We start from the raw sequence: 24,704 nt of genomic DNA, 5'->3' as shown, positions 1-24,704 counted from the left end.
ACCCTGATGCACAACTTGCAGGTGAGACGGCATTATGCCGCGTTAAAAGGATTTTATTTGTTTGCTTTTCTCGGTACGGGCAGCATGATTCCCCTACTCAGTATGTATTTAACGAAGGAACAGCATTTAAGCGGATCACAGGTCGGCTTGATCATGTCACTGGGCCCGATTGTGATGATTTTCTTTCAGCCATTTTGGGGCATGCTGAGCGACTATACACAAAAAACGAAAAGCCTGCTGGCGGTTTGCACATCAATCACAGGCATCATTGGACTAGGCTATATTGCATTTGACAGCTTTCCTCTGTTTATTTTGATTGCGGCCTGTTTTGCAGCCTTTCAAAGCACGATTATTCCACTTTCGGACAGCATTTCACTAAGGTACACACAAGAAACAAACGGCAATTATGGCGGAATCCGCCTGTTTGGTTCTCTCGGCTTCGGCGTCGCGGTGTTTGTGATGGGACAGGTGACGAATCAGCTGTATCCCATTCATGTGATCTTTATCTTCGGCTGTGCCTTTCTATGCATTGCCGCCATATTGGCTTCTCAAATGCCGGGCCAGCAGAAAACGAAAACAAAGGTCAATATCCGCAAAGGATTCCGGGAGCTTATCAGCAACAAAACCTTCCTCATCTTTATGATCATCACTTTTACGACATTTGCTCCAAACTTAGCAAACAATACGTATTTTAGTCTTTTTCTGGACAAAAGCGGCGCGTCACTTTCCGCTATCGGCATTTTATTTTTTATCGGCGTCATTTCGGAAATACCATTTATGCGATTTGCCCAAACATTTATAGATAAAATGGGGCTGCTCAACGTCATTATGCTGTCAGGCGGGGTTTCATTATTCAGGTGGGCGCTCTATTTCACGGCGCCTTCACTATGGATCATTTATGCGACGGTCTTTCTTCAAGGAGTGGCCATCGGTTTATTTATCCCGGCAGCACTTCAATATGTGAAAAAGATTACTCCAAGACACGTTGAAGCGACGGCGCTGACCATGTACGCCGCCATCGGCAACGGGTTCGGCAACTGGTTCTGCACATTTGCGGGCGGGTATATTTTTGACTACGTATCGATCTTCGCAGTCTACTTGCTTTTTGGCATTCTGAGCATAGCAGGCTTTGGCTTGACATTATATTTAATGAAGGCTGAAAAAAACAAAAATACACTTCATCAGCCGGCTGTTACTTTTAAACCATAATGACTATAATGAACAAAAGAAAGGATGTGCGTTATGAACGGGCAAGAGCGAAACAGCATTTCGAAAGGGTTGCAGGTTGATATTGTATTGAAAGAGGATCAAAAAACAGGAAAACTGACGCGAGGGACAGTGAAGGATATTTTGACGAAATCAAGCTTTCATCCGCACGGCATTAAAGTCCGGCTTGAAGATGGCCGTATCGGCCGCGTCCAGCAGATCATTTCTACATAAAAAAGCTGCCCCCGAACAGGGCAGCTTTTTCGTTATTTTTTCTGCAGAAAGACCACTTTCAGATAGTTGCCTTCCGGAAATGCCGAAATCGTTTTGAAATCCTCCGGCAGTGTAAATTCCTCAATAATCGTGTAGCGTTCATTTGTTTCTTTAAAGGCGGCATCGATAAAGCCTTTGAACTTTTTCATGCCAAAGGCGCTGCTGTTTGTAGAGGCAACAATGACACCCTTGTCAGCTGTGATGGCGATCGTTTCCTTCAGCAGGTTTTTATAATCCTTGGCCGCGCTGAAGGTGCGTTTTTTTGTACGCGCAAAGGAAGGCGGGTCGAGGATAATGAGATCGAAGCGCAAATCCTTTTTTGCAGCATATGAAAAATAATTAAACACGTCCATCACTTTAATGTCGTGCGCTTCGTAATCCAGCTTGTTCACGCTGAATTGCTCGATCGTTTTGGCCAAGCTTCGGTTTGCCACGTCCACGCTTGTTGTTTTCTCCGCTCCGCCAAGCGCCGCCGCCACGGAGAATGCACCCGTATAAGAAAACGTATTTAAAACGGTTTTCCCTTTTGCATAGCGGTCTCTAATTGCCTTGCGCACATGTCTTTGATCCAAAAAGATGCCCGTCATGGCACCCTCATTCAGATCCACCGCGTATTGAATGCCATTCTCCTGGGTGATGATCGGGAACTCGCCTCTTTTCCCTTTCACGAAGTCATCGTCTTCAACGTATTGTCCAGCCGTGTCGAAGCGTTTTTTCTCGTAAATCGCTTTATAATCAAGATTCATCTCATCCAAAGCGGAAATCAGCATATCTTTAAAGGTGTAAATGCCCTTGCTGTACCATTGTACCAGCAGATAGCCGTCATAATAGTCGATGGTGACGCCGCCGACACCGTCGCCCTCACCGTTGAACAGGCGGAAGGCCGTTGTATCTTGAGTCTCGAATAATGTGGCGCGCGCTTGGGCCGCTTTTGTTAATTTGCTGAGAAAAAAGGCTTGGTCAATCTGTTCATGTTTATTGCGGGTAAGCGTCCAGCCGACCCCTTTGTTTTGCAGGCCATAATAGCCCCGTGCGAGAAACTCGCCGCTCTCAGACACGATATCAACGAGGTCTCCTTCTTTCATGTGCCCCGCACTCCCTGCGAGAGCTTCTTTTTCGATAAGGGGATAGCCTTTTTTGATTTTGGCAGCGTGTGCTTTCTTTAGGGTGAGTAGCTTCATATATGTCGTCCTCTTTCTGTTTGCTTTCTCTTATCGTACCACAAAACGCCAAGATGTCTGCATTGACAGAAAGGAAAGGTTTTTCTACGATAGACAAAAAGAGTTACGAGGAGGAGCAGCATGCCAAAACGAATTGACCATACAGGCATCATGGTAAGAGATATTAACGCGTCCATCACATTTTATGAAGAGGTACTCGGCATGAAATTGAAGGATCGCATCACACATACGAACGGTGTAATCGAGCTTGCTTTTCTCGGCTTTGAAGACGGCCCGGAAACAGAAATCGAACTGATTCAAGGCTACAGCAGTGAGCTTCCCTCCGAAGGAAAAGTGCACCACATTGCCCTGCTGACGGATGACATCGCGGCTGAATATACAAAAGCGGAAAGAATGAACGCAAAATTTATTGACGAGGAGATCACAACACTTCCAAACGGATACCGTTATTTCTATATCGAAGGCCCTGACGGTGAGTGGATTGAGTTCTTTCAGCGGTAAAAAATAACGAACGTACATACTATGATGTACGTTCTTTTTTATCTGTACCAACTGATATGCGTCGACTCATCGCAAACCATCGCTTCCCAGTCCATACGCTGAACCAGGTCATTGATGTTTTTATCTTTTGCTAAAAAGACATTAATGAATGAGTCATATACGCTCATAAACACAAACTCCATTTTCTCATCAGTCAAAACGAGCTCTGCCGCGGCTTCATCAAGAACCGTTCGCAAGTTCGCCTCAGTTATGTCCAAAAAGCCGCTGTTTTCCACAATCGGTTCTGCGTAATAAAACCGATTAGATCCGTTCATACCTAACACCTTTATCAAACCCGGAATATGAAAATTTGAAATATGATCCTCACTGGGATAATAGAGGTCTCCATTATGTTTTCATGTAAAAGCTCAGCCAAATCCTCTCTCGCGCACTCGTCCCTTAAGGCGCCTATCGATGTCATTAAAGCCAGCGCCAGCTCAGCATGTGTTTGCAAGCCGCAAGAGGACATAACCTTCTCCCAGGAAACAGCCTTGCCTTTTCTTCTTATTTCATCATCGTTTGGATAAATATGCTCGTAATCATGTTTTCTCTTTGCTTTCTCCCATCCTTCAGGCATTTGGATAAAAGGAGAAAAAATAAGAGCAGCTGATGAGTATTCAACAGGTATTTGTTGTAAGATCGGTGATTCGTCATCGAACCATATATAATCTAACATGCGCACCTCCTTTACATATTCTAACATTTCCATTCGTTTGAAAGAAGATGATCAGCCCTATGATAGGCTGATCATCTATCACGTCACATTCTTATCTCCGGATTCAACCGCACTCTCTTCCCGCCATTTTTGATGATCCCATATTCTGAAAAACGGATAGTAGATAGCACAGGTGATCAACAGATTCACCAGCTGCATAACGGCGCCCGAGACCTTGCCGCCTGTCGCCAAATAGCCTGATATGAGCGGCGGCATCGTCCATGGCACGGCGATTCCGGCCGGCTTCGCCACCAATCCGGTGCTCATGCCGATATAAGTTGCGGTAATCGTGAGGAGCGGCGCGATGATGAATGGAACAATGAGCAGCGGGTTCATGACAATCGGCATGCCGAAAATAATCGGCTCGTTGATATTAAAAAGCGCGGGCCCAATCCCTAATCGGCCAAGCTGCTTCATTTGTTTGCTGCGAGACCGGACAAGCATCGTCAAGACAAGCGCCAGCGTCGCTCCGCTTCCGCCGACATTGATCCAAATTTGAAAAAACTGAGTCGTAAAAATGCTTGGCAGCGCCTCACCCGCTTGGAAGGCGAGACGGTTGGCATCCATCGCGCCGTACCAAATTGGCGCCATGATTCCGCCAATGATGGAAGCCCCGTGAATCCCGCACGACCAAAGCAGCATCTGCACAAATTCAGCAATCAGGCTTCCGCCGAGACTGCCGCCAAGGATGGAAAGCGGTGTGCCAAGCAGGTCTCCTACGACATTGTGCAGGCTCTGAAAAGGTGTCATTTCAATCAGAAGACGCGCCAGCCACACGAGAAACACAATGATAAAGCCGGGGATCAGCGCGACAAACGATTTGCTTACCGCAGGCGGCACACCGTCTGGCATTTTGAAGACGATATTCTTTTGAATAATATATCGATAGATTTCGGTTGAAAACAAAGCGATCAGCATGGCGACAAATAAGCCTTTGCTGCCGAGCAGCGTGATCGGGATTCCGCCCCCTACCATGATGGACTCCGTTGAGCCATCCGGCGTAAACGGCACCTCAAACGGCGTTGCCAATAGAAATGCGGCAATTGAAATCGCTCCGGCCGAAAGGGCATCAACACCATAGCTTTCCGCCAGCCGATAGGCGATCCCGAAAGCGGCGATCATCGCCATAATATCAAACGAAGCATTGACGGGATATCCGAGCTTATCAGCCCACTCCTTCCCAAACACACTCGCCATGAAATCAGCATACCCCGGAATCGGCAGGCTCGTTAAAATCAAGAAGACAGACCCGATAATAATCAGCGGCATGGTCAGGATAATTCCGTCACGCAAAGCGCTGAGGTGCCGCTGTCCGGCAATTTTCCCGGCGACAGGCATTATTTTTTCTTCCATTACCCGAGTGAATGCGCTCATCTGAAAAGCCCCCTTTTCTCATTGCTTTGTGAACAACCTCCGCAATGTTTTCTTTATCTTATTTTGAAAACGCTTACAAATTCATTTGGAAAATTTCCTCTTCCTGCGGAAAAAATCTGCATTTTGCTAAACAACCCTGCCCATGAAAATTTTTTTCCTTCTTACTATCAATCTCTCTTTTTTTCTCCGATATATATATCAAACATCATAGAAAAAGGAGATTAATCATGAAAAACATGTCTTGCAAACTTGTTGTATCAGTCACTCTGTTTTTCAGTTTTCTCGCCATAGGCCCTCTCGCTCATGCGCAAAACAGCAGCGAGAAAGAGGTCATTGTGGTTTATAAAAACAAGGCCGGAAAGGAAACCATCCTGGACAGCGATGCTGATGTTGAAAAGCAGTATAAGCATCTTCCCGCAGTAGCAGTCACAGCAGATCAGGAGACAGTAAAAGAATTAAAGCAGGATCCTGATATTTTGTATGTAGAAAATAACGTATCCTTTACCGCAGCAGACAGCACGGATTTCAAAGTGCTGTCAGACGGCGCTGACACCTCTGACAACTTCGAGCAATGGAACCTTGAGCCCATTCAGGTAAAACAGGCCTGGAAGGCAGGACTGACAGGAAAAAGTGTCAAAATTGCCGTCATTGACAGCGGAATCTCCCCCCACGATGACCTGTCGATTGCCGGCGGGTATTCAGCTGTCAGTTATACCTCTTCTTACAAAGATGATAACGGCCACGGAACACATGTCGCAGGGATTATCGGAGCCAAGCACAATGGCTACGGAATTGACGGCATCGCACCGGAAGCACAAATATACGCGGTTAAAGCGCTTGATCAGAACGGCTCGGGGGATCTTCAAAGCCTTCTCCAAGGAATTGACTGGTCGATCGCAAACAGGATGGACATCGTCAATATGAGCCTTGGCACGACGTCAGACAGCAAAATCCTTCATGACGCCGTGGACAAAGCATATGAACAAGGCGTTCTGCTTGTTGCAGCAAGCGGGAATGACGGAAACGGAAAACCAGTGAATTATCCGGCGGCGTACAGCAGTGTCGTTGCGGTTTCGGCAACAAACGAAAAGAATCAGCTTGCCTCCTTCTCAACAACTGGAGATGAAGTTGAATTTTCAGCGCCGGGAACAAACATCACGAGCACTTACGTAAACCAGTATTATGCGACAGGAAGCGGGACATCCCAAGCGACACCCCACGCCGCTGCCATGTTTGCTTTGTTAAAACAGCGGGACCCTGACGAGACAAACGTCCAGCTTCGTGAGGAAATGCGGAAAAACATCGTTGATCTTGGTACCGCAGGCCGCGATCAGCAATTTGGCTACGGCTTAATCCAGTATAAAGCACAGGCAACAAATTCAGCGTACACGGCAGCAGAGCAAGCGGTGAAAAAAGCGGAACAATCAAAAGCACAAACCGATATCGACAAAGCGCGGGAACTCGTCAGCCAGCTGCCGGACTCCGACGCCAAAACTGCCCTGCAAAAAAGACTGGATAAAGTACAGTCATACAGAAATGTAAAAGATGCGAAAGACAAAGTCGCAAAGGCAGAAAAGTACAAAACACAGCAAACCGTTGATACAGCCCAACCTGCCATTAACAAGCTGCCGAACGGAACAGACAAAAAGAACCTGCAAAAACGGTTAGACCAAGTTAAACGCTACATCGCATCAAAGCAGGCGAAAGACAAAGTTGCGAAAGCGGAGAAAAGCAAAAAGAAAACAGATGTGGATAGCGCACAATCAGCAGTTGGCAAGCTGCCGGCAGGTTCAGAAAAAACGTCCCTGCAGAAACGCCTTGCCAAAGTGAAAAGCACCAATTTGAAAACAGCGCAGCAATCCGTCTCCTTCGCTGAAAAGACATCAACTGATGCAAATGCGGCAAAAGCACAATCAGCCGTCAATCAGCTTCAATCAGGCAAGGACAAAACAGCATTGCAAAAACGGTTAGACAAAGTGAAGAAAAAAGTGGCGGCAGCTGAAGCAAAAAAAGTCGAAACGGCAAAAGCTAAAGTAAAGAAAGCGGAGAAAGACAAAACAAAGAAATCGAAGACATCCGCTCAGTCTGCAGTGAACCAATTAAAAGCATCCAATGAAAAAACAAAGCTGCAAAAACGGCTGAACACCGTCAAAGCGAAAAAGTAACCAAAACCCTTTAAGACTTGCATACCAGGTCTTAAAGGGTTTTTATCTTCTTAGAACACCGCACACAACCTTTTTCCCATCCATCGCACAGGCTTTTCATACTATTGCTATACAGCCATGAACAGCATAAAATGAACGTTATTACAGTTATCACCACATATGGCGGGATTGTGACTGGGCAGGCAGGCAAGACCCAATGATGCAAAGGGAGTATTAGTGCCTAAAAAAGCAGGGCATTTTAACTCTTCTTTTCGTGTTGGTCTCATAACGGCGCCTTGGACAACAATTCCTATACTAATGCTCCGTCACCGACGCGGGCATTTTTGTCATTTTCAACCGGTATTTCTCACTTTTTTCATTTTGATTGTCAACTTTTCATTTGATACGATGAACAAGCCGACTTTTCTTCAGCAAAGGAGGTTTTGATTGCTTGCATAATGAGATTGCAAAAGACTTACTGCTGCTAGCAGGAGGAAAAAACAACATTATCAGCATCAGCCATTGTACGACCCGTCTTCGTTTTGATGTAAAGGACGAGACGAAAATTGATATACGTGCCATTGAGAACCTGCAAGGTGTGCAGGGCACCTTTTTCCGATACGGACTATTCCAGATTATTTTCGGAGCAGGCGTCGTCAACAAAATATATAAAGAAGTCGTTCAAGTGTGGGAGGCCGCGCCTTCTGAAGAGCCTGTTCACCAGAAAAAAGCCAGCCGGAAGCTGAACCCTGCCGCAGCTTTTGCGAAAACACTGTCTGATATTTTTGTGCCGATTATTCCGGCAATAACAGCAAGCGGCCTGCTCATGGGGCTGATTGGCATGATTAAGGTGTTTCACTGGTTCGCTGCCGGCAGCCCATGGATTAAAATGCTCGACCTCGTGTCCAGCACAGCCTTTATTTTGCTGCCGATTTTAGTCGGCTTCAGTGCCGCACGGCAATTTGGCAGCAACCCATATCTAGGGGCAGTGATCGCGGGGCTTTTGACGCATCCTGATCTGCTGGACCCGTCTATGCTCGGCAGCAAAACCCCGTCTTCTTTAGATATATGGGGGCTTCACATCCCGATGATGGGCTATCAGGGTTCCATCATACCGATTCTTCTCTCCGTTTTTGTCATGAGCAAAATTGAGAAGCTATTAAAAGCGATTGTGCCGAAGTCACTTGATGTCGTGATCATTCCCTTTATTACGGTCATGGTGACAGGGTGCCTCGCGCTGATTGTGATGAATCCCGCCGCTTCTATCGTCGGCCAAATCATGACACAATCGATAGTCTATATTTATGATCACGCCGGCATTGCCGCCGGAGCCCTTTTCGGCGGCATCTACTCTACTATCGTCCTATCTGGCTTGCATCATAGCTTTTATGCGATTGAAGCAACGCTGCTTGCGAATCCGCATGTCGGTGTCAACTTTTTAGTGCCGATATGGTCGATGGCGAATGTGGCCCAGGGCGGAGCGGGGCTTGCAGTATTCCTCAAAACGAAACAATCAAGCCTGAAAAAAATTGCGCTCCCTGCTTCTCTGACCGCGTTTTTAGGCATTGTTGAACCGATTGTATTCGGGGTGAATCTCAAACTGATCCGTCCCTTTATCGGTGCAGCCATCGGCGGTGCTATTGGCGGAGCGTACGTGGTCGCGGTACAAGTTGTGGCAAATTCCTACGGGCTGACAGGCATTCCGATGATTTCAATTGTGCTGCCGTTTGGCGCCGCGAATTTTGTTCATTATATGATCGGTTTTTTGATCGCCGCCGTCTCTGCTTTTATAGCTACATTGTTTCTCGGGTTTAAAGAAGAGACAGAATAACTGGATTTATTCGTTTTCATTCATAAAACGGGGGATGAAAGGACAAAAAAGCTATGAAAATTAAAAGAATCTTAAATCATAATGCTATCGTCGTAAAGGATCAAAATGAAGAGAAGATTCTCTTGGGTGCAGGAATTGGGTTCGACAAAAAGAAGAATGATATTGTTGATCCGTCAAAAATAGAAAAAACCTTTATCAGAAAAGATACAGCTGACTATAAGCAGTTCGAAGAGATTTTAGAAACATTGCCTGAAGACCATATTCAGATTTCTGAGCAAATTATCTCTCATGCCGAAAAAGAGCTGAACATCAAAATCAATGAGCGCATTCATGTCGCTTTTTCAGACCATCTTTCCTTTGCGATTGAACGCCTGAGCAATGGGATGGTCATTAAAAATCCGCTGCTAAATGAAATCAAGGTCCTTTATCCGAAGGAGTTCCAGATCGGCTTATGGGCCAGAGCACTGATTAAAGATAAACTGGGGATTCACATTCCAGATGATGAAATCGGCAATATTGCCATGCATATCCACACAGCAAGAAACAATGCCGGCGATATGACCCAAACGCTAGATATTACAACAATGATCCGTGATATTATCGAGATTATCGAAATTCAGCTGTCTATCAATATCGTGGAAGATACCATCTCTTATGAACGGCTCGTGACCCATCTCCGCTTTGCCATTCAGCATATCAAAGCGGGCGAATCCATTTATGAGCTGGACGCAGAAATGATCGACATCATTAAAGAGAGGTTTAAGGATGCTTTCCTGTGCGCCCTTAGCATCGGCACCTTTGTGAAAAAGGAATACGGCTTTGAGTTTCCTGAAAAAGAATTGTGCTACATCGCCATGCATATTCAGCGGTTCTACCAACGGTCAGTCGCACGCTGAAGCAAACAAAAAAACGCTTTTGATCATCTCAAAAGCGTTTTTTATATCTATATTATTGGTTGATCGCCGGGTTCCCAATCGTATTCCACTTCGTATACGACATGTAATGGAAATACTCATCGCGATACGGATGTTTTGTATTGGAGTTCCAAGGCTTTTCTCCGCCGCAAAAGTGCACGATTGCCGGGTTTTCTCTCGTTTCATTATATTGCTTCCGCCCTAACAGAGTCGGTGGGGTTTTCAGCTTTAACATGATATAGGTTTGAGCGTTCCAGCGCGGATGAAGTTCATACCACTGATCATACAAGATCGCATTCAGTGCATCTTGGTCGTGCAGCACAAGAAAGTCTTCGTCTGGGTGTTCATTGATAAAGTTGATGACTTTTTCTGTGATGTTTTGCTTTCTCCAAGACTCACAATCAATAATCATGATACCTGAGTTAAAATACTTCCCTGTATCAGTGATGTCCATTTCCTTCAGGCGTTCATGCTGCCCCGCATCCTCAACAGCGGCAACGGTATATGGCGCAATGTCCAAGTCCCATAACTTTGAAATATCCTCTAGGACAAGCGCATCGCAATCGATGTAAATCATTCGTTTGATGCTTTCATCCTTAATTAAGTCGGGAATCGAAATGCGGTAATACGCTGCTTTTGTAATATGGCTGCTCTCTACAGCATGTTCATACATGTTGGTATCCACTTCTAAAAACTCAATCGGAACGCCGAATTTCAAAGTAGTTTCTTCCAGTCTTTTTTTGTTATCAGGCTGAATTCCGCCATCAATGACGTATAATTTAACCTCTCTCTCCTGATCCATATTAGTCAATAAAGAAACGAACATCCCACCCAAATGACGAGCATAATTATCATCTGCGCATGATACGATATGCATGATTTCATCTTTCCTCAATGGTATTCATCTCCCTTTTTGTTGTACAAGTTACATACCCTTTTTCAAAAAAATAAACACGTTCTCCGACATTTTTTAAAACAGAATGTGTGATACAACAAAAAAGGTGTCATTTTTAGAAGATGCGATAAAGCCAATAAAGAATGAAAAAGCTGGCGATCGTGATGGCTTCAGCCGAGACGATATACCACGGCCATGGCCCGAGAACATCCAAGAGAGAGGATCCTCCCGGTTTTTTCGTCAAATACATATAATTCGCGCCAAGCCATCGATCAATCAGGTAAATGCAGACGCCGTACACATTAACAAGCAGGACAGTCACCCATAACGAGCGCTGGCCCATTCTGTATGTGCCAATCACCGCCATCAGCAGACAGGATAAAAACACGGACCCGTGCGAAATAAAAAAGAGGATATATCGGATATGCGGAAAAGAATACATGCCGAGGTCGGGAGTGGCAAGAGCCTGAATCGAACTGCCAATGCCGGCAAAAAACAAAAATACAAACAGCTTTCTGCTTTTTGTCACTAGCATAATGGCTGACAAATACACCGACAGGTCACTAAGCTGGAGAGGCAATGACGTACGCACTGACCACCTGCCCGTGGCGATCATCCATATTTGATAGCCGATTTGCGAACCAAGCAAAAGAAACACAAACAAAAAACGCAAAAACCGGCTGGCCTTAGACCGTTTAATCCCATCTTGAAACAGAAACAACAGAACGGCCAAAAGAGCGATAATCACTAACGTCACTACATGCTCTGTCGAAAACAGATGAAACGGATCATGCTTATAGACAGATTGAATATACTTTTGCAAAACTGCACCCCCGTTTGCGGGTTTTTGTTTATTTTGGCGTTGTTTGGGCTTTTTTTATACAACCGATATATGGGCTTGAAGTTCATATCAGACTCTGTTACAATTCGTTTCATAGCTAATGATTCTGATAATTTAAGGCAGGCCTAAAAAATGGAACGTTCACATCAACATCAGCAGCTTCGGAAGGAAGAACACGATACACTTTCTAAGCTCAAACAAATGCCCGTCGAGTCACTCAACCTGGAAGCCATTTCGATCGCTACGAATCTGTATCGGTCTGCGCAAAGGCTCCGTGTCAAAATGGAGACTGAGGTTCTTTCTTCCTATAACCTTTCTTGGACCGCTTTCTCCATTCTTTATGATCTATGGGTATGGGGAGCGCTCGAGACAAGAAAAATCGCTGAGCTGTCAGGGATATCTACAGCTACAGCAAGCAACGTGATCAAAACGCTCGAAAAAAAGAGTTTTTGCCGTAAAAGCATCGACACAAGAGATCGTCGACTCGTGTTTGTCTCCATCACCGATTCCGGCAAACAAGCGATCGAAGAACTCTACCCTGAGTTTCACAAAGGGGAAACAGAGCTCATAGCGGGAATGACAAAGGACGAACAGAAAACATTGACAGGGCTGCTTAGAAAGGTAGCTGACAATCTTCATACACCATAAGCTTTGACGGGAATCCAGTAGGGTTTGTCTCCCTGTTCCAGAGAGCCGGCGGAAGGTGCGAGCCGGCGCACAGGCAAACGTGAATTACCTCCCCGAGCTTTCTTTGTGAACCTTAAAAGTAGCAAAGAACGGGAAACCGTTATTCGAATGAGCGGAAGACGATGTCTTCAACCAGGGTGGTACCGCGTGCATTGAGCCACGTCCCTTATCGGGATGGGCTCTTTTTTGTGTTTTAAAAAAGGAGGAAAAGTGATGAAAACATTTGAACAGCTCACAGCAGCACAGCAAAAAGAAGTCGAAAGACAGCTTCAGCTATACATGACAGGCGCCCACGAAGTCATACCGCCGGAGGAATTAAAGGCAAAGCTCGTGAAATCGATTTCGACAGGCACACCGCTCAAAATTAAACTTGGATTAGATCCGTCTGCACCAGATGTACATTTGGGCCATACGGTTGTGTTAAACAAGCTGCGTCAATTTCAAGAAAACGGCCACATTGTCCAGCTGTTAATTGGGGATTTCACAGGGAAAATCGGTGATCCGACCGGAAAATCAGCAGCAAGAAAGCAGCTGACTGATGAAGAAGTTCAACACAACGCCAAAACATATTTTCAGCAATTCGGAAAAGTGCTGGATCCTGAAAAAGTCGAGCTTCACTACAACTCGAAATGGCTGAAAACATTGAATCTGGAGGATGTCATTGAATTGGCAGGCAAAATAACCGTAGCCCGCCTGATGGAGCGTGACGACTTTGAAGAACGCATCGCCATGCAAAAACCGATCTCGCTTCATGAATTCTTTTACCCATTGATGCAGGGATACGATTCCGTCGTTCTCGAAAGCGATATTGAACTTGGCGGAACAGACCAGCATTTCAATGTCCTCATGGGACGGCATTTCCAAGAACGATACAACAAAGAAAAACAAGTCGTCATCCTGATGCCGCTCTTGGAAGGCTTGGATGGCGTGGAGAAAATGTCGAAGTCGAAACACAACTACATCGGCATTGACGAACATCCAAACGACATGTACGGGAAAACGATGTCACTGCCCGACAGCCTGATGAAAAAATACATCCACCTGGCGACAGACTTAGAGCTTGAAGAGAAAAAACAGCTGGTAAAAGACTTAGAAACCGGCGCCGTTCATCCGCGTGATGCTAAAATGCTTTTAGCTAAAACAATCGTCCGAATGTATCACGGCGAGAAAGCCGCAGAAGCTGCCGAACACTCGTTTAAAACAGTCTTTCAGGAAAACAGCCTGCCAGAGGATATACCGGCCGTAAACTGGAAAGGCGAGAAAACGATAGCGATGATTGATCTGCTCGTCAAGCTGGAACTCCTCTCTTCGAAGAGCGAGGCGCGCCGCATGATTCAAAACGGCGGTGTACGCATCGACGGAGAGAAAATAACAGATGTTCACGCCAAAGCAGAGATAAGAGAGAATATGATCATCCAAGTCGGCAAACGCAAGTTTTTAAAGCTCAAAAAAGTCTGATATCCCGAAACGCTTATGATCCTTCATTCATAAGCGTTTTTTGCAGGTATAAAGCACTGTCTTTTCAAAAACACTCTTCATCTTGCAGGAAACTCCTTTAGCATCCCGAAATATTCCCCAACCATATATTTAGGGGAGGTTTATTTTTGATGAAAAAGCTTTTGACTGTCATGACGATGGCTGTTTTAACTGCCGGCACACTGCTCTTGCCGGCACAGAGTGTTACTCCTGCGGCGCACGCTGTACAACTATCAGATAGCGAGCGCGAGCTTCCATTCAAAGCAAAGCGTGCGTACTCTACCATTTCTCAGCTAAGTGAAGCAATCGGCCCCAGAATAGCCGGAACTGCAGCTGAAAAAAAGAGTGCCCTATTGATCGCCTCATCAATGAGAAAATTAAAGCTTGATGTAAAGGTTCAACGATTCGACATTCCTGACCGCCTTGAGGGAACGCTGTCTTCAGAAGGACGCGATATTCTTCTCCAAGCGGCGTCCGGCTCGGCTCCGACTGAGGAACAAGGACTAACGGCTCCGCTTTACAATGCAGGCTTGGGCTATCAAAAGGACTTTACCGCTGACGTCAAGGGCAAAATCGCCTTAATTTCCAGAGGAGACCTGACTTATTACGAGAAAGCCAAAAATGCCGAAGCCGCTGGAGCGAAAGCTGTCATCATTTATAACAACAAAGAAAGCCTCGTGCCTATGACGCCAAACCTGTCGGGAAATAAATCCGGCATTCCGGTCGTCGGCATTAAGAAAGAAGACGGCGAAGCACTTACCCAGCAAAAAGAAGCCACTTTAAAACTAAAAGCATTCACAAACCAAACCTCCCAGAACATCATCGGAATCAAAAAACCAAAGAATATCAAACATCCAGACATTGTATACGTGACGGCCCATTACGACAGTGTTCCTTTTTCGCCCGGAGCAAATGACAACGGCTCAGGAACCTCTGTTATGCTGGAGATGGCGCGTGTCTTAAAAAGCGTTCCATCTGATAAAGAAATCCGCTTTATCGCTTTCGGCGCTGAAGAGCTCGGTTTGCTCGGTTCCTCTCACTATGTAGATCATCTATCCGAAAAAGAGCTGAAACGAAGCGAAGTGAACTTCAACTTAGATATGGTAGGCACAAGCTGGGAAAAAGCGTCTGAGCTGTATGTCAACACATTGGACGGCCAATCAAACGCTGTTTGGGAATCCAGCCATACGGCCGCTGAAAAAATAGGGTTTGACAGCCTGTCTCTGACACAGGGAGGATCATCTGATCATGTGCCATTCCATGAAGCCGGCATTGATTCCGCCAACTTTATTTGGGGAGACCCGGAAACAGAAGAAGTTGAGCCATGGTATCATACCCCCGAAGACTCGATCGAACATATCAGCAAGGACCGCCTCCAGCAAGCAGGCGATCTTGTGACAGCCGCTGTCTATGAGGCTGTGAAAAAAGAGAAGAAACCGAAAACCATTAAGAAACAAATGAAGGCCAAAGCATCTGACATTTATGAAGATATCAAATAAAAAAAGACGGCACTTGGGTGCCGTCTTTTTTATAATGATCAGCTGTTTAGCCGTCTATAAGTAAAGCTTTCAGTTTATCAACTGTATTTTCTTTTTCTAACGGCCGATAAATGGTCAGTTTCAAATCAGGAGAGTCATATATTTGTAATGTCATATGCTCCATCACCATTGTTCCGGCTGCCGGGTGATGAAGTACTTTTTCTCCTGCGTGTGTGCCTAATACTTCATGGTGGTTCCACCATTTTTTAAATTCCGGGCTTCTTTCAGTTAACTCATCGATCAGCTCTTTTATCCATGCTTCCCCAAGAAACCGGCTGGCTGTCGATCGAAACTGTGCGATCAGTTTTTTGGCGTGGCTTTCCCAGTCGTCAAGCAGATTCCGATACTCCTTCGAGGTGAAACATCGCCATATGGCGTTTCTTTCCTTTCTGCTCATTTGGCCAAAATTGCCGAACACAGCACAAGCTGCTGTGTTCCAAGCAATAACGTCCCACTTTTCGTCAGTCACATAAACAGGGCAATTGGTTAAATGATCAATAAAGTGCCGCACAGCCAGAGGAAGGCTTTTATTTTCTTCATCCTGATCGTCTAAAGGAACATGATGGCCCGCCAACAGAAAGACATGGCGTTTTTCCTCGTAATTCAATTTGAGCACTCTCGATATGCTTTCCAGTACCTGTGTAGATACCCGAATATCCCTTCCCTGCTCAAGCCATGTGTACCATGTGACACCTATACCGGACAGCTGGGCTAATTCCTCTCTCCTCAAGCCTGTCGTTTTCCTTCTGGTGCCCATAGGCAATCCAAACTCTTGCGGAGAAATCTGTGCCCTTTTAAGTTTTAAAAACTCCCCTAGCTCTTTCCGTTTTTCTGCCATACTGTCCACATACACACTCTCCTTCCGCATAGAATTTCCTATTAGTATTCTACATAAAAAGGAGAAGGTTTTTATATTATTTGTTTCGTTCTGCAAATACTTCCGCGGCCACAGGAAGAATGGTATTCAGCGCATTCGGGAAACCTGAATAAATAATCATCTGCATCATCACTTCTATGAGTTCTTCTTGTGTCCATCCGACATTCAGGGCTCCGTTAATATAGAATTTTAGCTGCTGGGTATTGCCCAATGCAGTCAATCCAGCAACGGTTGCTAATAATCTGGATTTCAGATCAAGACCTGGTCTTGAAAAAATCTGACCGTAGTTAAACTCCACGGCAAGCACACCAAGGTCCGGAGCGATGGAATGTTTAAAATTGTCCACGATCGCTTCATAGTTCTCCTCATCAATTTGTTTCAGAATATCTAACCCTTTTTTAAAACGTTCACTTGTTTGCACCAGCTTCTATCTCCCTTCCAATATCGCTTTTTTAGTAGTACGATTTATGGTAATCCTTGAACTGAAGGCAATACCGACCATGATCATCCCCATAATACAAACGCCGTTCCAATGAAACAGCATCCAGACTGCACCCCCTGCATACGATCCCAAGGCGCCGCCTAAAAACGTGCTGACCATAAAGATGCCATTCAATCTGCTTCTCATTTCAGCCGACAATTGGAAAATCTCCGCCTGACACGCCACCTGATTCGCCTGAATGCCCATAGTGATGAATAAAGCGCCCAATACAATCACAATCAATGAAGCCTGGCCTGCCATTAATAAAACAAATGACAATAAGGTAAAAGACATACAAAGCTTGTTGGAAAAAGCAGCTCCTTTTTGATCAATAATCCGGCCGATCAGCGGAGTCGCAAAAGCCCCGCCAATTCCCACCAAACCGATTGTTCCGGCAGTCTGGCTGCCAAACGAGAATGGAGGTTCACTCACCATAAACACTAACGCCGTCCAAAATAAACTGAAGGCGCCGAACATGAAGCCTTGGTTTACACATGCTTTTCTTAACACTTTCTCTTTGATCAAAAGGGGAAATAATGAAGAAATGAGTTTTCCGTAATGAAATGCATGTGTCCCTTTGCTTTTCGGAAAGCAGAAGTGAATGATCAACATAATGATGACGGCTGCTGCACAGGCAATCCAATACATCACGCGCCAGCCATAATGGGCATCTATCGCTCCGCTGACCACTCTCGCCCCTAAAATTCCGCAAACCAAGCCGATGGCTACGTTTCCGAGTACTTTTCCTCTGTTCCTGTCATTTGCTAAACCTGCCGCAAACGGCACAAGGATTTGAGGAATAATCGTGAAGAATCCCAATAATAAATTTGTGATGACTAGCCATGGAAAGCTTACAGCTAACGCTGAAGCGGCCGAACAAACCCCCACTAAAAATAGCAGGCTCACAATGAAGCGGCGGCGTTCAAAAAGATCTCCCAATGGAACAAGCAGCAAGTTCCCAGCCGCATAGCCAATCTGCGCCAATGTAGCAATCATCCCCGCTTGTGCCGGCGTCACATGAAACGTGCCTGCCATGCTGACAAGCAAAGTTTGATTGATATAGACATTAGCTACAGTAAACCCGCAAGTCACCGCTATAAGAAAAATCAAACCTCTCGATAATGAAATGGAATGGATCATGTTTACCTCCTTTCTTCATGCATGATAAAGCAGGTTCAATCATGGAAACAGAAGTGAGTTTATACTGGTATAAAAAGTACTAGCAAAGCAAAAAAGCGAAACCCTGTCAGGCTTCGCTTTTGTAAAACATTTTGTTTATCAATCCACTTCTTTCTTAATCCCCAGCATTTTCTCATCTAGGTAATGGGCGATTTCCGCGGCTTCCTTCAGCTCATCTGTTAATTGCTTAGGAACGTCATTGTTCAATTTATAGTAAATTTTATGTTCAAGGCTCGCCCAGAAATCCATCGCGATCGTCCGGATTTGAATTTCTGCTTTGACGTATTCCACACGATTCGTTAAATTCACAGGCATCTCAATGATTAAATGCAGGCTTCGGTAGCCATTCGGTTTGGGTGTCTGGATATAATCCTTTACCTTTACGATTCTCAAATCTTCATGCTGCTTCAACACATTTACGACATTATAAATGTCAGAAATAAAGGAACAGATGATGCGCACGCCGGCAATGTCGTGAATATGCTCCTTCATTTCCCTCGTCGTAATTTCGCAGCCCTTTCTCATCAACTTATTTACGATGCTTTCAAAGCTTTTGACACGGGATTTTGTATGTTCAATCGGGTTGTGTCCGTGAATGAGGTTATATTCCTGGCTGATAATTGAGAACTTTGTATCGAGTGCATCTAGCGCAAATTTATAAACTAATAATTCATTTTTCCAATCTTCCATTACTGTTTTTAAATCGTCCATATGTGTTACAGATAAATCCATTTTCGTCATCTCCTTTAACGGAACTTTATCCGCTGTCCATGTACTAGACGTACCTGTCTGCAGCAAGGTTCTATGAATTTTTTTACAATTTGCGGTCGATTGTAACAAAAAAAGACCGCACGAAACGAGCGGTCTTTTTATTATCGGAAATAGCTGATCAATAAACCGATTGAGAGCAGGAATCCGAAAAATGTATTTGTTTGGGCTGTTGATTTCATTGCGACAATCATATTCATCGGCATTTCTTTCTGGACGAAGCCCTTTACTGCCTGAACCGGCTTAGGCACGCTCAAAAAGACGACAAACAGCCAAGGGCTTGCGGCACCGGTAATAACCAAGCCGACAACCCAAATATAAGCGACGGCAAACGACGCAGCTAACAGAGTAACAGCTCCCTTATGCCCCATCAAAATCGCCAATGTTTTGCGCCCGCCTTTTTTGTCCTCTTCAATATCGCGAATGTTGTTTGACAGGTTAATCGCGCCGACAAGAATCGCAATCGGGATCGAGATCAAAATGCTTTGCATATTGATTTTATCTGTCTGAATAAAAAACGAAATCAGCACAAACACCGAACCCATGCAAATGCCTGAGAATAATTCACCGAACGGCGTGTACGCGATCGGCAACGGCCCGCCTGTATACAGGTAGCCGATCGCCATGCCGACAAGGCCGATCAAAGCGAGCCACCAGCTGCTGCTGGCACAAATATAGACACCGAGCAGAATGGCAATCCCGTATGATGCGAGAGCTAATTGCAAAATCGTTTTGGGCTTCATTCCGTGGCGTACAATTGCCCCTCCGATTCCGACTGATTCTGCTGTATCTAACCCGCGTTTAAAATCATAGTATTCATTAAATAAGTTCGTCGCGATCTGGATCCATAGGCAAGAAAACAGCATAGCCAAAAACAGCAGCAGATCAACCTTCACATAAAACATCGCCAAAACGGTTCCGAGCAGCACAGGCACAAACGATGCGGTTAACGTATGAGGACGGGTTAACTGCCAAAGGATCTGCCCCATGCTTTCTTTTTGCGGCGCTGTCTGACCCTCACCCTTATTTGTTTGGTTCATCTTCCTCTTCCTTTCTATTAAAAGGCTTACTTTTTTTCAGCCGGCAGCTTAATAAAAAACTCCTTTTGCTTCCTTATCTATCATAATGACTTCTCCCTTATTTCACAAGATACCGCAAGAAGGCGTTTTCTTTCTTATTATGCGCTTCCGCCCCGATTTCATTAGGTTTCTGCTTCCACTTGATCGAACAGGTACAGAAAAATTTTTTTAAGTACATTACGCTTTTTAAAAGTTAAAAAGATCTTTTGACTCCATGTATCTTTTCCTTTATTATGAATCAGCTCGAAACATTCCATTCTTGCCCCTGCAGGTATAAAGATTCATTTTTAAAAACAGACGCCGATATATTAATTTGAGGGAGTTTAGGGAAAAAATGAAACTTTTTGAGCATCTGATCGTCAAATAATCATGTGATTGTCGAAAAAACGGGAAGGGAATTTTTGATATGCTGCAATTAATGAAACAGCTGTATGAAAAACCCGCTGTCAAGTGGACATGTCATACAGGCTTTTATTTGATGATACTGCTTGTTTTGTTTTTTATGTATGGTTTTCACACCGCGAATACCGGTTCATATATTTATAACGATTTCTAATTGGAGAGAGAATAACTATGAAACTTTTACATGCTATTCAAACACATGCGGAAACTTATCCGCAAACCGATGCCTTCCGCTCTCAAGGCCAGTCGCTCACGTATCAGGAGTTATGGGAGCAGTCTGACCGCGCGGCTGCCGCGATCCAAAAACGCATTGCTGGGGAAAAGAAATCTCCTATCCTTGTTTACGGCCATATGGAACCGCACATGATCGTTTCCTTCTTGGGGAGCGTCAAAGCGGGACATCCTTATATTCCGGTTGATCTGTCCATTCCGGCTGAACGGATTGCGAAAATTATCGAAAGCTCTGGAGCAGAGTTGCTGATCCATGCAGCCGGACTTCCAATTGATGCAGTCAGCCAGCAGATTCAAGCCGTTTCAGCGGAAGAACTGCTGGAAAACGAAGGCGGCTCTGTCACCGAAGATCAATGGGTCAAAGAACACGAAACGTTTTATATCATTTACACTTCTGGAAGCACAGGAAATCCGAAAGGCGTGCAGATTTCCGCTTCTAACCTTCAAAGCTTCACAGACTGGATTTGTGCAGACTTCCCAGTCAACGGCGGAAAAACATTTTTAAACCAAGCGCCATTCTCATTTGATTTATCTGTCATGGACCTATATCCGTGCCTGCAATCAGGCGGGACTTTACATTGCGTGACAAAGGATGCTGTGAATAAGCCGAAAATCTTATTTGAAGAGCTGAAGAAGTCCGGGCTGAATGTGTGGACATCAACACCTTCTTTTGTGCAAATGTGCTTGATGGACCCGGGTTTTTCACAGGACCTGCTGCCTGGTGCGGACACATTTATGTTTTGCGGAGAGGTTCTTCCGGTTTCTGTGGCAAAAGCGCTGCTTGAGCGTTTTCCGAAAGCAAAGATTTTTAATACGTACGGCCCGACTGAAGCGACAGTGGCTGTCACATCGGTTGAAATTACAGATGACGTGATCAGCCGCAGCGAATCGCTTCCAGTGGGCTTCGCCAAACCAGATATGAACATTTTCATTATGGATGAACAGGGACAGCCGCTTCCTGATGGAGAAAAAGGGGAAATCGTCATTGCAGGGCCGAGCGTAAGCCGAGGCTACCTTGGTGAGCCGGAACTGACGGAAAAAGCGTTTTTCTCTCATGAAGGCCAGTGGGCATACCGGACTGGCGATGCCGGCTTTATTCAAGACGGTCAGATTTTCTGCCAAGGGCGTTTGGATTTTCAGATTAAACTTCACGGCTACCGAATGGAATTGGAGGAAATCGAGTTTCATGTCAGACAGTCACAGTACGTTCGCTCTGCTGTCGTGATTCCTTATCAGCCAAACGGAACAGTTGAGTACCTGATCGCTGCTATTGTGCCTGAGGAGCATGATTTCCAGAAGGAATTCCAGCTGACAAGCGCTATTAAAAAAGAGCTTGCCGCTTCTCTTCCGGCATATATGATCCCGAGAAAATTTATCTATCAGGATCACATTCAAATGACGGCTAACGGCAAAATTGACCGAAAACGCATTGGCGAAGAGGTTCTTGTATGACGCCTTACAGCTCGTTTTTATTCTTTATACTGCTTGGCATTCTTCTCCTGCCGACGATCATCCTCGGCTTAAACGGAAAAAGATTTCAAGCATACAACATGTTCATATCTATCATTATATTGGCTTTAATTTTTTCGCACGACTTACATGGGGTCATTGCACTGTGCCTGTTTACAATATGGCAGGTGCTCTTGGTCAGCGGCTATCTGGCATACCGGCAGAAAGCGAACAGCGGCTTTGTGTTTTGCGGGGCTGTTATCGCGTCGATTCTGCCTTTATTTCTGTCAAAAATATGGCCGTTTCTTTCACACCCGCAGCCGCATCATCCGCCGCATAACCTGATCAGCTTTTTAGGGATCTCATATTTAACCTTTAAAGGCGTTCAGCTGATTATGGAAGCAAGAGACGGACTGCTGAAAGAACAGCTGCCATTGCACCGCCTGCTGTATTTCATCCTGTTTTTCCCGACGATCTCCTCCGGCCCGATCGACAGATACCGCCGGTTCGTCAAGGATGAACAAAAGGCTTGGACGAAAGAAGAATACGCCGACCTGCTGTATACGGGGATCCATAAAATCTTCATCGGTTTCCTGTATAAATTTATTATCGGCTACGCGATCAATACGTACTTCATCATGAATCTTCACGCAATCACGCACAATAAGATTCTTGGGAACCTGCTGTACATGTACGGCTACAGCATGTATTTATTCTTTGATTTCGCCGGCTACACGATGTTTGCCGTCGGGGTCAGCTACATTATGGGCATTAAATCTCCAGAAAACTTTAATAAACCGTTTATCAGTAAAAATATTAAAGATTTCTGGAATCGCTGGCATATGTCTCTGTCATTTTGGTTCAGAGATTATGTGTTTATGAGATTCGTATTTTGGATGACAAAGAAAAAGTGGATCAAAAACCGCATGGCTGTCTCAAACATCGGGTATTTCCTGCTGTTTATGCTGATGGGGGTTTGGCACGGGCTTGCGCCGCAATATATCATCTACGGCCTTTATCACGCCGTGCTGATGACGTGTTACAACTTTTTCGAGAAGTGGAATAAGAAATATAAATGGCTGCCGTCCAACCGCTGGACAACCATTCTCGCTATTGTGATCACGTTCCATTTCGTTTGCTTCGGGTTTTATATTTTCTCAGGAAAACCATTTCATCACCACCATTAAAGGAGATTAGAAAGCTATGGATTTTAAACAAGAGGTATTAGACGTTTTAGCAGAGGTTTGCCAGGATGACATCGTAAAGGAAAATCCTGATATTGAAATTTTTGAAGAAGGTTTGCTTGATTCTTTTGGAACAGTAGAATTGCTGCTTGCGATTGAAAACCGTTTTGATATTTTAGTGCCGATCACTGAATTTGACCGGGACGTTTGGAATACCCCTAACAACATTGTAAATCAGCTGTCTGAGTTGAAATAATGAAAAAGCGTTTTTTCGGTCCAATTATTTTGGCGTTTATTCTATTCGCAGGCGCCATCGCAATTCCATCTTCATGGCTGACAGGCTTCATCACCGATAAGCGTGTGAAAGAGTCAGCAACAGCCTTGAATCCGAGCATGTTTCAAGGGCTATATTTACAAGATCAGATGCTCAAAGATCCGACATATCTTCCGATTTACGGATCTTCTGAGCTTTCACGGCTGGACGAGTTCCATCCATCTAATTATTTTCAGGTAAACAATGAGGGATTCACGCCATACCTTGTCGGCAAAGGCGGGTCCCAATCATTGATTCATTCTTTAAACTTCGCTGCCCATATGGATCAGCTGAAAGGCAAAAAAATCGTATTCATCGTGTCTCCGCAATGGTTTATTAAACGCGGGTCTGATGAACAGCATTTCGCGCCGAACTATTCTGCGCTGCAAGGGCTTGATTTGGCGTTTAACGATCAGATCGATCCTGAAATAAAAAAGAAAATGATGAAACGCATGCTGCGCTTTAAGGCTGTGCAAAACGACGCGATTCTTTCCGAGCTGTGCAAAGCAATCGTAAACGGCCAGACGTGGAAAGTGAACGCGCTAAAGCCGGCGGCGAAAGTGTATTACAGCATGCTGGAAAAGAAAGATCTGTATTATTCAACGACAGAATCACCCGGACCAAAGCGTTATATCTCGCAGTCAGTAAAAGATAAGTCATGGTCTGAACTGAATAAACTAGCAGATCAATCGGGCAAACGCCACTCCGGGTCTAACGATTTTCGTATCGACAACCCTGTCTATAAAAAGCTGAAGCCAAAAGTGCAAAAGCTGAAAGGGAAAAACAAAGGAAGATCGTATGCTGTATCACCGGAATACGGCGACTTTGAAATAATGCTGGATATCCTGAAGGATGCGGGCGCAGAACCTATGTTTGTCACCATTCCGGTTAACGGAAAATGGTACGATTACACAGGCTTCCCGAAAAAAGGACGCACTGACTATTACAAAAAGGTAAATAAACAAATCAGAGCCAAGGGCTTCCAGGTTGCTGATTTCTCAGGGCATGAATATGACCCGTATTTCATGAAAGACACCATCCACATTGGCTGGAAAGGCTGGGTGTATGTCGATAAAGCAATTGACGAATTTTATAAAACCGGTAAAGTCACTTCATCCTGAGCATC

The 24,704-nt window shown here is 44.9% G+C and carries 24 protein-coding genes, 1 pseudogene and 1 other annotated feature; of the genes and pseudogenes, 14 read left to right on the top strand and 11 right to left on the bottom strand.

Annotated elements, in window-relative coordinates:
* The first annotated feature begins 6 nt into the window (after window positions 1-6).
* On the top strand, window positions 7-1,209 hold the full coding sequence (locus BFW96_RS01580; protein WP_014665866.1) for an MFS transporter: 1,203 nt from the start codon (window positions 7-9) through the stop codon (window positions 1,207-1,209).
* 33 nt (window positions 1,210-1,242) lie between these two features.
* The gene (locus BFW96_RS01575; RefSeq protein WP_014481283.1) at window positions 1,243-1,440 is read left to right on the top strand and encodes a YwbE family protein; all 198 of its coding nucleotides are present in this window, start codon (window positions 1,243-1,245) and stop codon (window positions 1,438-1,440) included.
* Window positions 1,441-1,472: 32 nt separating this feature from the next.
* On the opposite strand, the gene BFW96_RS01570 is transcribed toward BFW96_RS01575, so the two are convergent.
* The gene (locus BFW96_RS01570; RefSeq protein WP_069838449.1) at window positions 1,473-2,660 is read right to left on the bottom strand and encodes a class I SAM-dependent rRNA methyltransferase; all 1,188 of its coding nucleotides are present in this window, start codon (window positions 2,658-2,660) and stop codon (window positions 1,473-1,475) included.
* A gap of 120 nt (window positions 2,661-2,780) precedes the next feature.
* On the opposite strand from BFW96_RS01570, the gene glxA reads away from it, so the two are divergent.
* Window positions 2,781-3,161, top strand: a complete 381-nt coding sequence (gene glxA / locus BFW96_RS01565; protein WP_014665869.1) for a glyoxalase GlxA — start codon at window positions 2,781-2,783, stop codon at window positions 3,159-3,161.
* 38 nt (window positions 3,162-3,199) lie between these two features.
* Here glxA and BFW96_RS01560 read toward each other — a convergent pair.
* A pseudogene (locus BFW96_RS01560) lies at window positions 3,200-3,876 on the bottom strand (DUF2711 domain-containing protein).
* Window positions 3,877-3,954: 78 nt separating this feature from the next.
* Complete coding sequence (gene celB, locus BFW96_RS01555) at window positions 3,955-5,289, bottom strand: PTS cellobiose transporter subunit IIC (protein ID WP_069838448.1); 1,335 nt, start codon at window positions 5,287-5,289, stop codon at window positions 3,955-3,957.
* Window positions 5,290-5,516: 227 nt separating this feature from the next.
* Here celB and epr point away from each other — a divergent pair, with 227 nt between their 5' ends.
* From epr to sacY, 3 genes are all read left to right on the top strand, one after another.
* On the top strand, window positions 5,517-7,454 hold the full coding sequence (gene epr / locus BFW96_RS01545; RefSeq protein ID WP_069838446.1) for a minor protease Epr: 1,938 nt from the start codon (window positions 5,517-5,519) through the stop codon (window positions 7,452-7,454).
* Window positions 7,455-7,884: 430 nt separating this feature from the next.
* A complete protein-coding gene (gene sacX / locus BFW96_RS01540) occupies window positions 7,885-9,264 on the top strand; it encodes a SacY negative regulator SacX (protein WP_014665875.1) in 1,380 nt (459 codons plus the stop codon).
* Window positions 9,265-9,317: 53 nt separating this feature from the next.
* Window positions 9,318-10,160, top strand: a complete 843-nt coding sequence (gene sacY, locus BFW96_RS01535) for a transcription antiterminator SacY (protein WP_040081426.1) — start codon at window positions 9,318-9,320, stop codon at window positions 10,158-10,160.
* Window positions 10,161-10,212: 52 nt separating this feature from the next.
* On the opposite strand, the gene BFW96_RS01530 is transcribed toward sacY, so the two are convergent.
* Together BFW96_RS01530 and BFW96_RS01525 are read right to left on the bottom strand one after the other, a co-directional pair.
* The gene (locus tag BFW96_RS01530; RefSeq protein ID WP_040081424.1) at window positions 10,213-11,073 is read right to left on the bottom strand and encodes a glycosyltransferase family 8 protein; all 861 of its coding nucleotides are present in this window, start codon (window positions 11,071-11,073) and stop codon (window positions 10,213-10,215) included.
* 115 nt (window positions 11,074-11,188) lie between these two features.
* Window positions 11,189-11,896 (bottom strand): YwaF family protein, encoded by a 708-nt coding sequence (locus tag BFW96_RS01525; protein ID WP_069838445.1) that lies wholly within the window; start codon window positions 11,894-11,896, stop codon window positions 11,189-11,191.
* 150 nt (window positions 11,897-12,046) lie between these two features.
* Between BFW96_RS01525 and ywaE the strand changes: the two genes are divergently transcribed.
* The 3 genes from ywaE (at window position 12,047) to ywaD (ending at window position 15,576) form a co-directional block, all read left to right on the top strand.
* Window positions 12,047-12,562 carry a tyrZ transcriptional regulator YwaE gene (gene ywaE, locus BFW96_RS01520; RefSeq protein ID WP_069838444.1) on the top strand — a complete coding sequence of 172 codons (516 nt, stop codon included), beginning with the start codon at window positions 12,047-12,049 and terminating at the stop codon, window positions 12,560-12,562.
* Window positions 12,557-12,771, top strand: a binding site (T-box leader). (Overlaps the previous gene by 6 nt.)
* A 40-nt stretch (window positions 12,772-12,811) precedes the next feature.
* The gene (gene tyrS / locus BFW96_RS01515; protein WP_083252795.1) at window positions 12,812-14,059 is read left to right on the top strand and encodes a tyrosine--tRNA ligase; all 1,248 of its coding nucleotides are present in this window, start codon (window positions 12,812-12,814) and stop codon (window positions 14,057-14,059) included.
* A gap of 149 nt (window positions 14,060-14,208) precedes the next feature.
* Window positions 14,209-15,576, top strand: a complete 1,368-nt coding sequence (ywaD, locus tag BFW96_RS01510; RefSeq protein WP_069838442.1) for an aminopeptidase YwaD — start codon at window positions 14,209-14,211, stop codon at window positions 15,574-15,576.
* Window positions 15,577-15,622: 46 nt separating this feature from the next.
* On the opposite strand, the gene BFW96_RS01505 is transcribed toward ywaD, so the two are convergent.
* From BFW96_RS01505 to BFW96_RS21360, 6 genes are all read right to left on the bottom strand, one after another.
* Window positions 15,623-16,462: a helix-turn-helix transcriptional regulator gene (locus BFW96_RS01505; protein ID WP_069838441.1), complete on the bottom strand. Its 840-nt coding sequence runs from the start codon at window positions 16,460-16,462 to the stop codon at window positions 15,623-15,625.
* A 67-nt stretch (window positions 16,463-16,529) separates the two neighbouring features.
* Window positions 16,530-16,913, bottom strand: coding sequence for a carboxymuconolactone decarboxylase family protein (locus BFW96_RS01500; RefSeq protein ID WP_014665883.1), 384 nt, complete (start codon window positions 16,911-16,913; stop codon window positions 16,530-16,532).
* Between the two features lie 6 nt (window positions 16,914-16,919).
* Complete coding sequence (locus BFW96_RS01495) at window positions 16,920-18,113, bottom strand: MFS transporter (RefSeq protein ID WP_069838440.1); 1,194 nt, start codon at window positions 18,111-18,113, stop codon at window positions 16,920-16,922.
* 138 nt (window positions 18,114-18,251) lie between these two features.
* Entirely contained in the window at window positions 18,252-18,884 is a 633-nt protein-coding gene (gene ywaC, locus BFW96_RS01490; protein ID WP_014665885.1) for a GTP pyrophosphokinase YwaC, read from the bottom strand.
* Between the two features lie 140 nt (window positions 18,885-19,024).
* The gene (locus BFW96_RS01485) at window positions 19,025-19,960 is read right to left on the bottom strand and encodes a 1,4-dihydroxy-2-naphthoate polyprenyltransferase (protein ID WP_017697250.1); all 936 of its coding nucleotides are present in this window, start codon (window positions 19,958-19,960) and stop codon (window positions 19,025-19,027) included.
* 161 nt (window positions 19,961-20,121) lie between these two features.
* Window positions 20,122-20,256, bottom strand: coding sequence for a hypothetical protein (locus tag BFW96_RS21360; RefSeq protein ID WP_052438131.1), 135 nt, complete (start codon window positions 20,254-20,256; stop codon window positions 20,122-20,124).
* Window positions 20,257-20,405: 149 nt separating this feature from the next.
* On the opposite strand from BFW96_RS21360, the gene BFW96_RS01475 reads away from it, so the two are divergent.
* Genes BFW96_RS01475 through dltD form a run of 5 tightly spaced genes read left to right on the top strand, consistent with a single transcriptional unit; the run spans window position 20,406 to window position 24,699 of the window.
* Complete coding sequence (locus tag BFW96_RS01475) at window positions 20,406-20,555, top strand: teichoic acid D-Ala incorporation-associated protein DltX (RefSeq protein WP_003227330.1); 150 nt, start codon at window positions 20,406-20,408, stop codon at window positions 20,553-20,555.
* A 17-nt stretch (window positions 20,556-20,572) separates the two neighbouring features.
* Complete coding sequence (dltA, locus tag BFW96_RS01470; protein WP_069838439.1) at window positions 20,573-22,084, top strand: D-alanine--poly(phosphoribitol) ligase subunit DltA; 1,512 nt, start codon at window positions 20,573-20,575, stop codon at window positions 22,082-22,084.
* A complete protein-coding gene (gene dltB, locus BFW96_RS01465; protein ID WP_014665890.1) occupies window positions 22,081-23,268 on the top strand; it encodes a D-alanyl-lipoteichoic acid biosynthesis protein DltB in 1,188 nt (395 codons plus the stop codon). The genes dltA and dltB overlap by 4 nt, the downstream gene beginning before the upstream one ends.
* A gap of 16 nt (window positions 23,269-23,284) precedes the next feature.
* Window positions 23,285-23,521, top strand: coding sequence for a D-alanine--poly(phosphoribitol) ligase subunit DltC (gene dltC, locus BFW96_RS01460; RefSeq protein WP_003227325.1), 237 nt, complete (start codon window positions 23,285-23,287; stop codon window positions 23,519-23,521).
* Complete coding sequence (gene dltD / locus BFW96_RS01455) at window positions 23,521-24,699, top strand: D-alanyl-lipoteichoic acid biosynthesis protein DltD (RefSeq protein ID WP_069838438.1); 1,179 nt, start codon at window positions 23,521-23,523, stop codon at window positions 24,697-24,699. Before dltC ends, dltD begins: the two co-directional genes overlap by 1 nt.
* Window positions 24,700-24,704: the final 5 nt, after the last annotated feature.

This window comes from Bacillus sp. F56 (genome assembly GCF_001748205.1).
Lineage (GTDB): Bacteria > Bacillota > Bacilli > Bacillales > Bacillaceae > Bacillus > Bacillus stercoris.
Note: the sequence above shows the minus strand (reverse complement) of the source record. Positions and strands in the feature narration are given on the sequence as shown.

What these genes read in the sequence shown, in the direction of transcription:
- BFW96_RS01495 (WP_069838440.1), bottom strand. Translation starts at nt 18,113, where the DNA reads ATGATCCATTCCATTTCATTATCGAGAGGTTTGATTTTTCTTATAGCG.
- BFW96_RS01580 (WP_014665866.1), top strand. Translation starts at nt 7, where the DNA reads ATGCACAACTTGCAGGTGAGACGGCATTATGCCGCGTTAAAAGGATTT.
- epr (WP_069838446.1), top strand. Translation starts at nt 5,517, where the DNA reads ATGAAAAACATGTCTTGCAAACTTGTTGTATCAGTCACTCTGTTTTTC.
- ywaD (WP_069838442.1), top strand. Translation starts at nt 14,209, where the DNA reads ATGAAAAAGCTTTTGACTGTCATGACGATGGCTGTTTTAACTGCCGGC.
- dltB (WP_014665890.1), top strand. Translation starts at nt 22,081, where the DNA reads ATGACGCCTTACAGCTCGTTTTTATTCTTTATACTGCTTGGCATTCTT.
- BFW96_RS01570 (WP_069838449.1), bottom strand. Translation starts at nt 2,660, where the DNA reads ATGAAGCTACTCACCCTAAAGAAAGCACACGCTGCCAAAATCAAAAAA.
- BFW96_RS01575 (WP_014481283.1), top strand. Translation starts at nt 1,243, where the DNA reads ATGAACGGGCAAGAGCGAAACAGCATTTCGAAAGGGTTGCAGGTTGAT.
- BFW96_RS01475 (WP_003227330.1), top strand. Translation starts at nt 20,406, where the DNA reads ATGCTGCAATTAATGAAACAGCTGTATGAAAAACCCGCTGTCAAGTGG.
- sacY (WP_040081426.1), top strand. Translation starts at nt 9,318, where the DNA reads ATGAAAATTAAAAGAATCTTAAATCATAATGCTATCGTCGTAAAGGAT.
- BFW96_RS21360 (WP_052438131.1), bottom strand. Translation starts at nt 20,256, where the DNA reads ATGGAATGTTTCGAGCTGATTCATAATAAAGGAAAAGATACATGGAGT.
- ywaC (WP_014665885.1), bottom strand. Translation starts at nt 18,884, where the DNA reads ATGGATTTATCTGTAACACATATGGACGATTTAAAAACAGTAATGGAA.
- dltC (WP_003227325.1), top strand. Translation starts at nt 23,285, where the DNA reads ATGGATTTTAAACAAGAGGTATTAGACGTTTTAGCAGAGGTTTGCCAG.
- glxA (WP_014665869.1), top strand. Translation starts at nt 2,781, where the DNA reads ATGCCAAAACGAATTGACCATACAGGCATCATGGTAAGAGATATTAAC.
- celB (WP_069838448.1), bottom strand. Translation starts at nt 5,289, where the DNA reads ATGAGCGCATTCACTCGGGTAATGGAAGAAAAAATAATGCCTGTCGCC.
- ywaE (WP_069838444.1), top strand. Translation starts at nt 12,047, where the DNA reads ATGGAACGTTCACATCAACATCAGCAGCTTCGGAAGGAAGAACACGAT.
- dltD (WP_069838438.1), top strand. Translation starts at nt 23,521, where the DNA reads ATGAAAAAGCGTTTTTTCGGTCCAATTATTTTGGCGTTTATTCTATTC.
- dltA (WP_069838439.1), top strand. Translation starts at nt 20,573, where the DNA reads ATGAAACTTTTACATGCTATTCAAACACATGCGGAAACTTATCCGCAA.
- BFW96_RS01485 (WP_017697250.1), bottom strand. Translation starts at nt 19,960, where the DNA reads ATGAACCAAACAAATAAGGGTGAGGGTCAGACAGCGCCGCAAAAAGAA.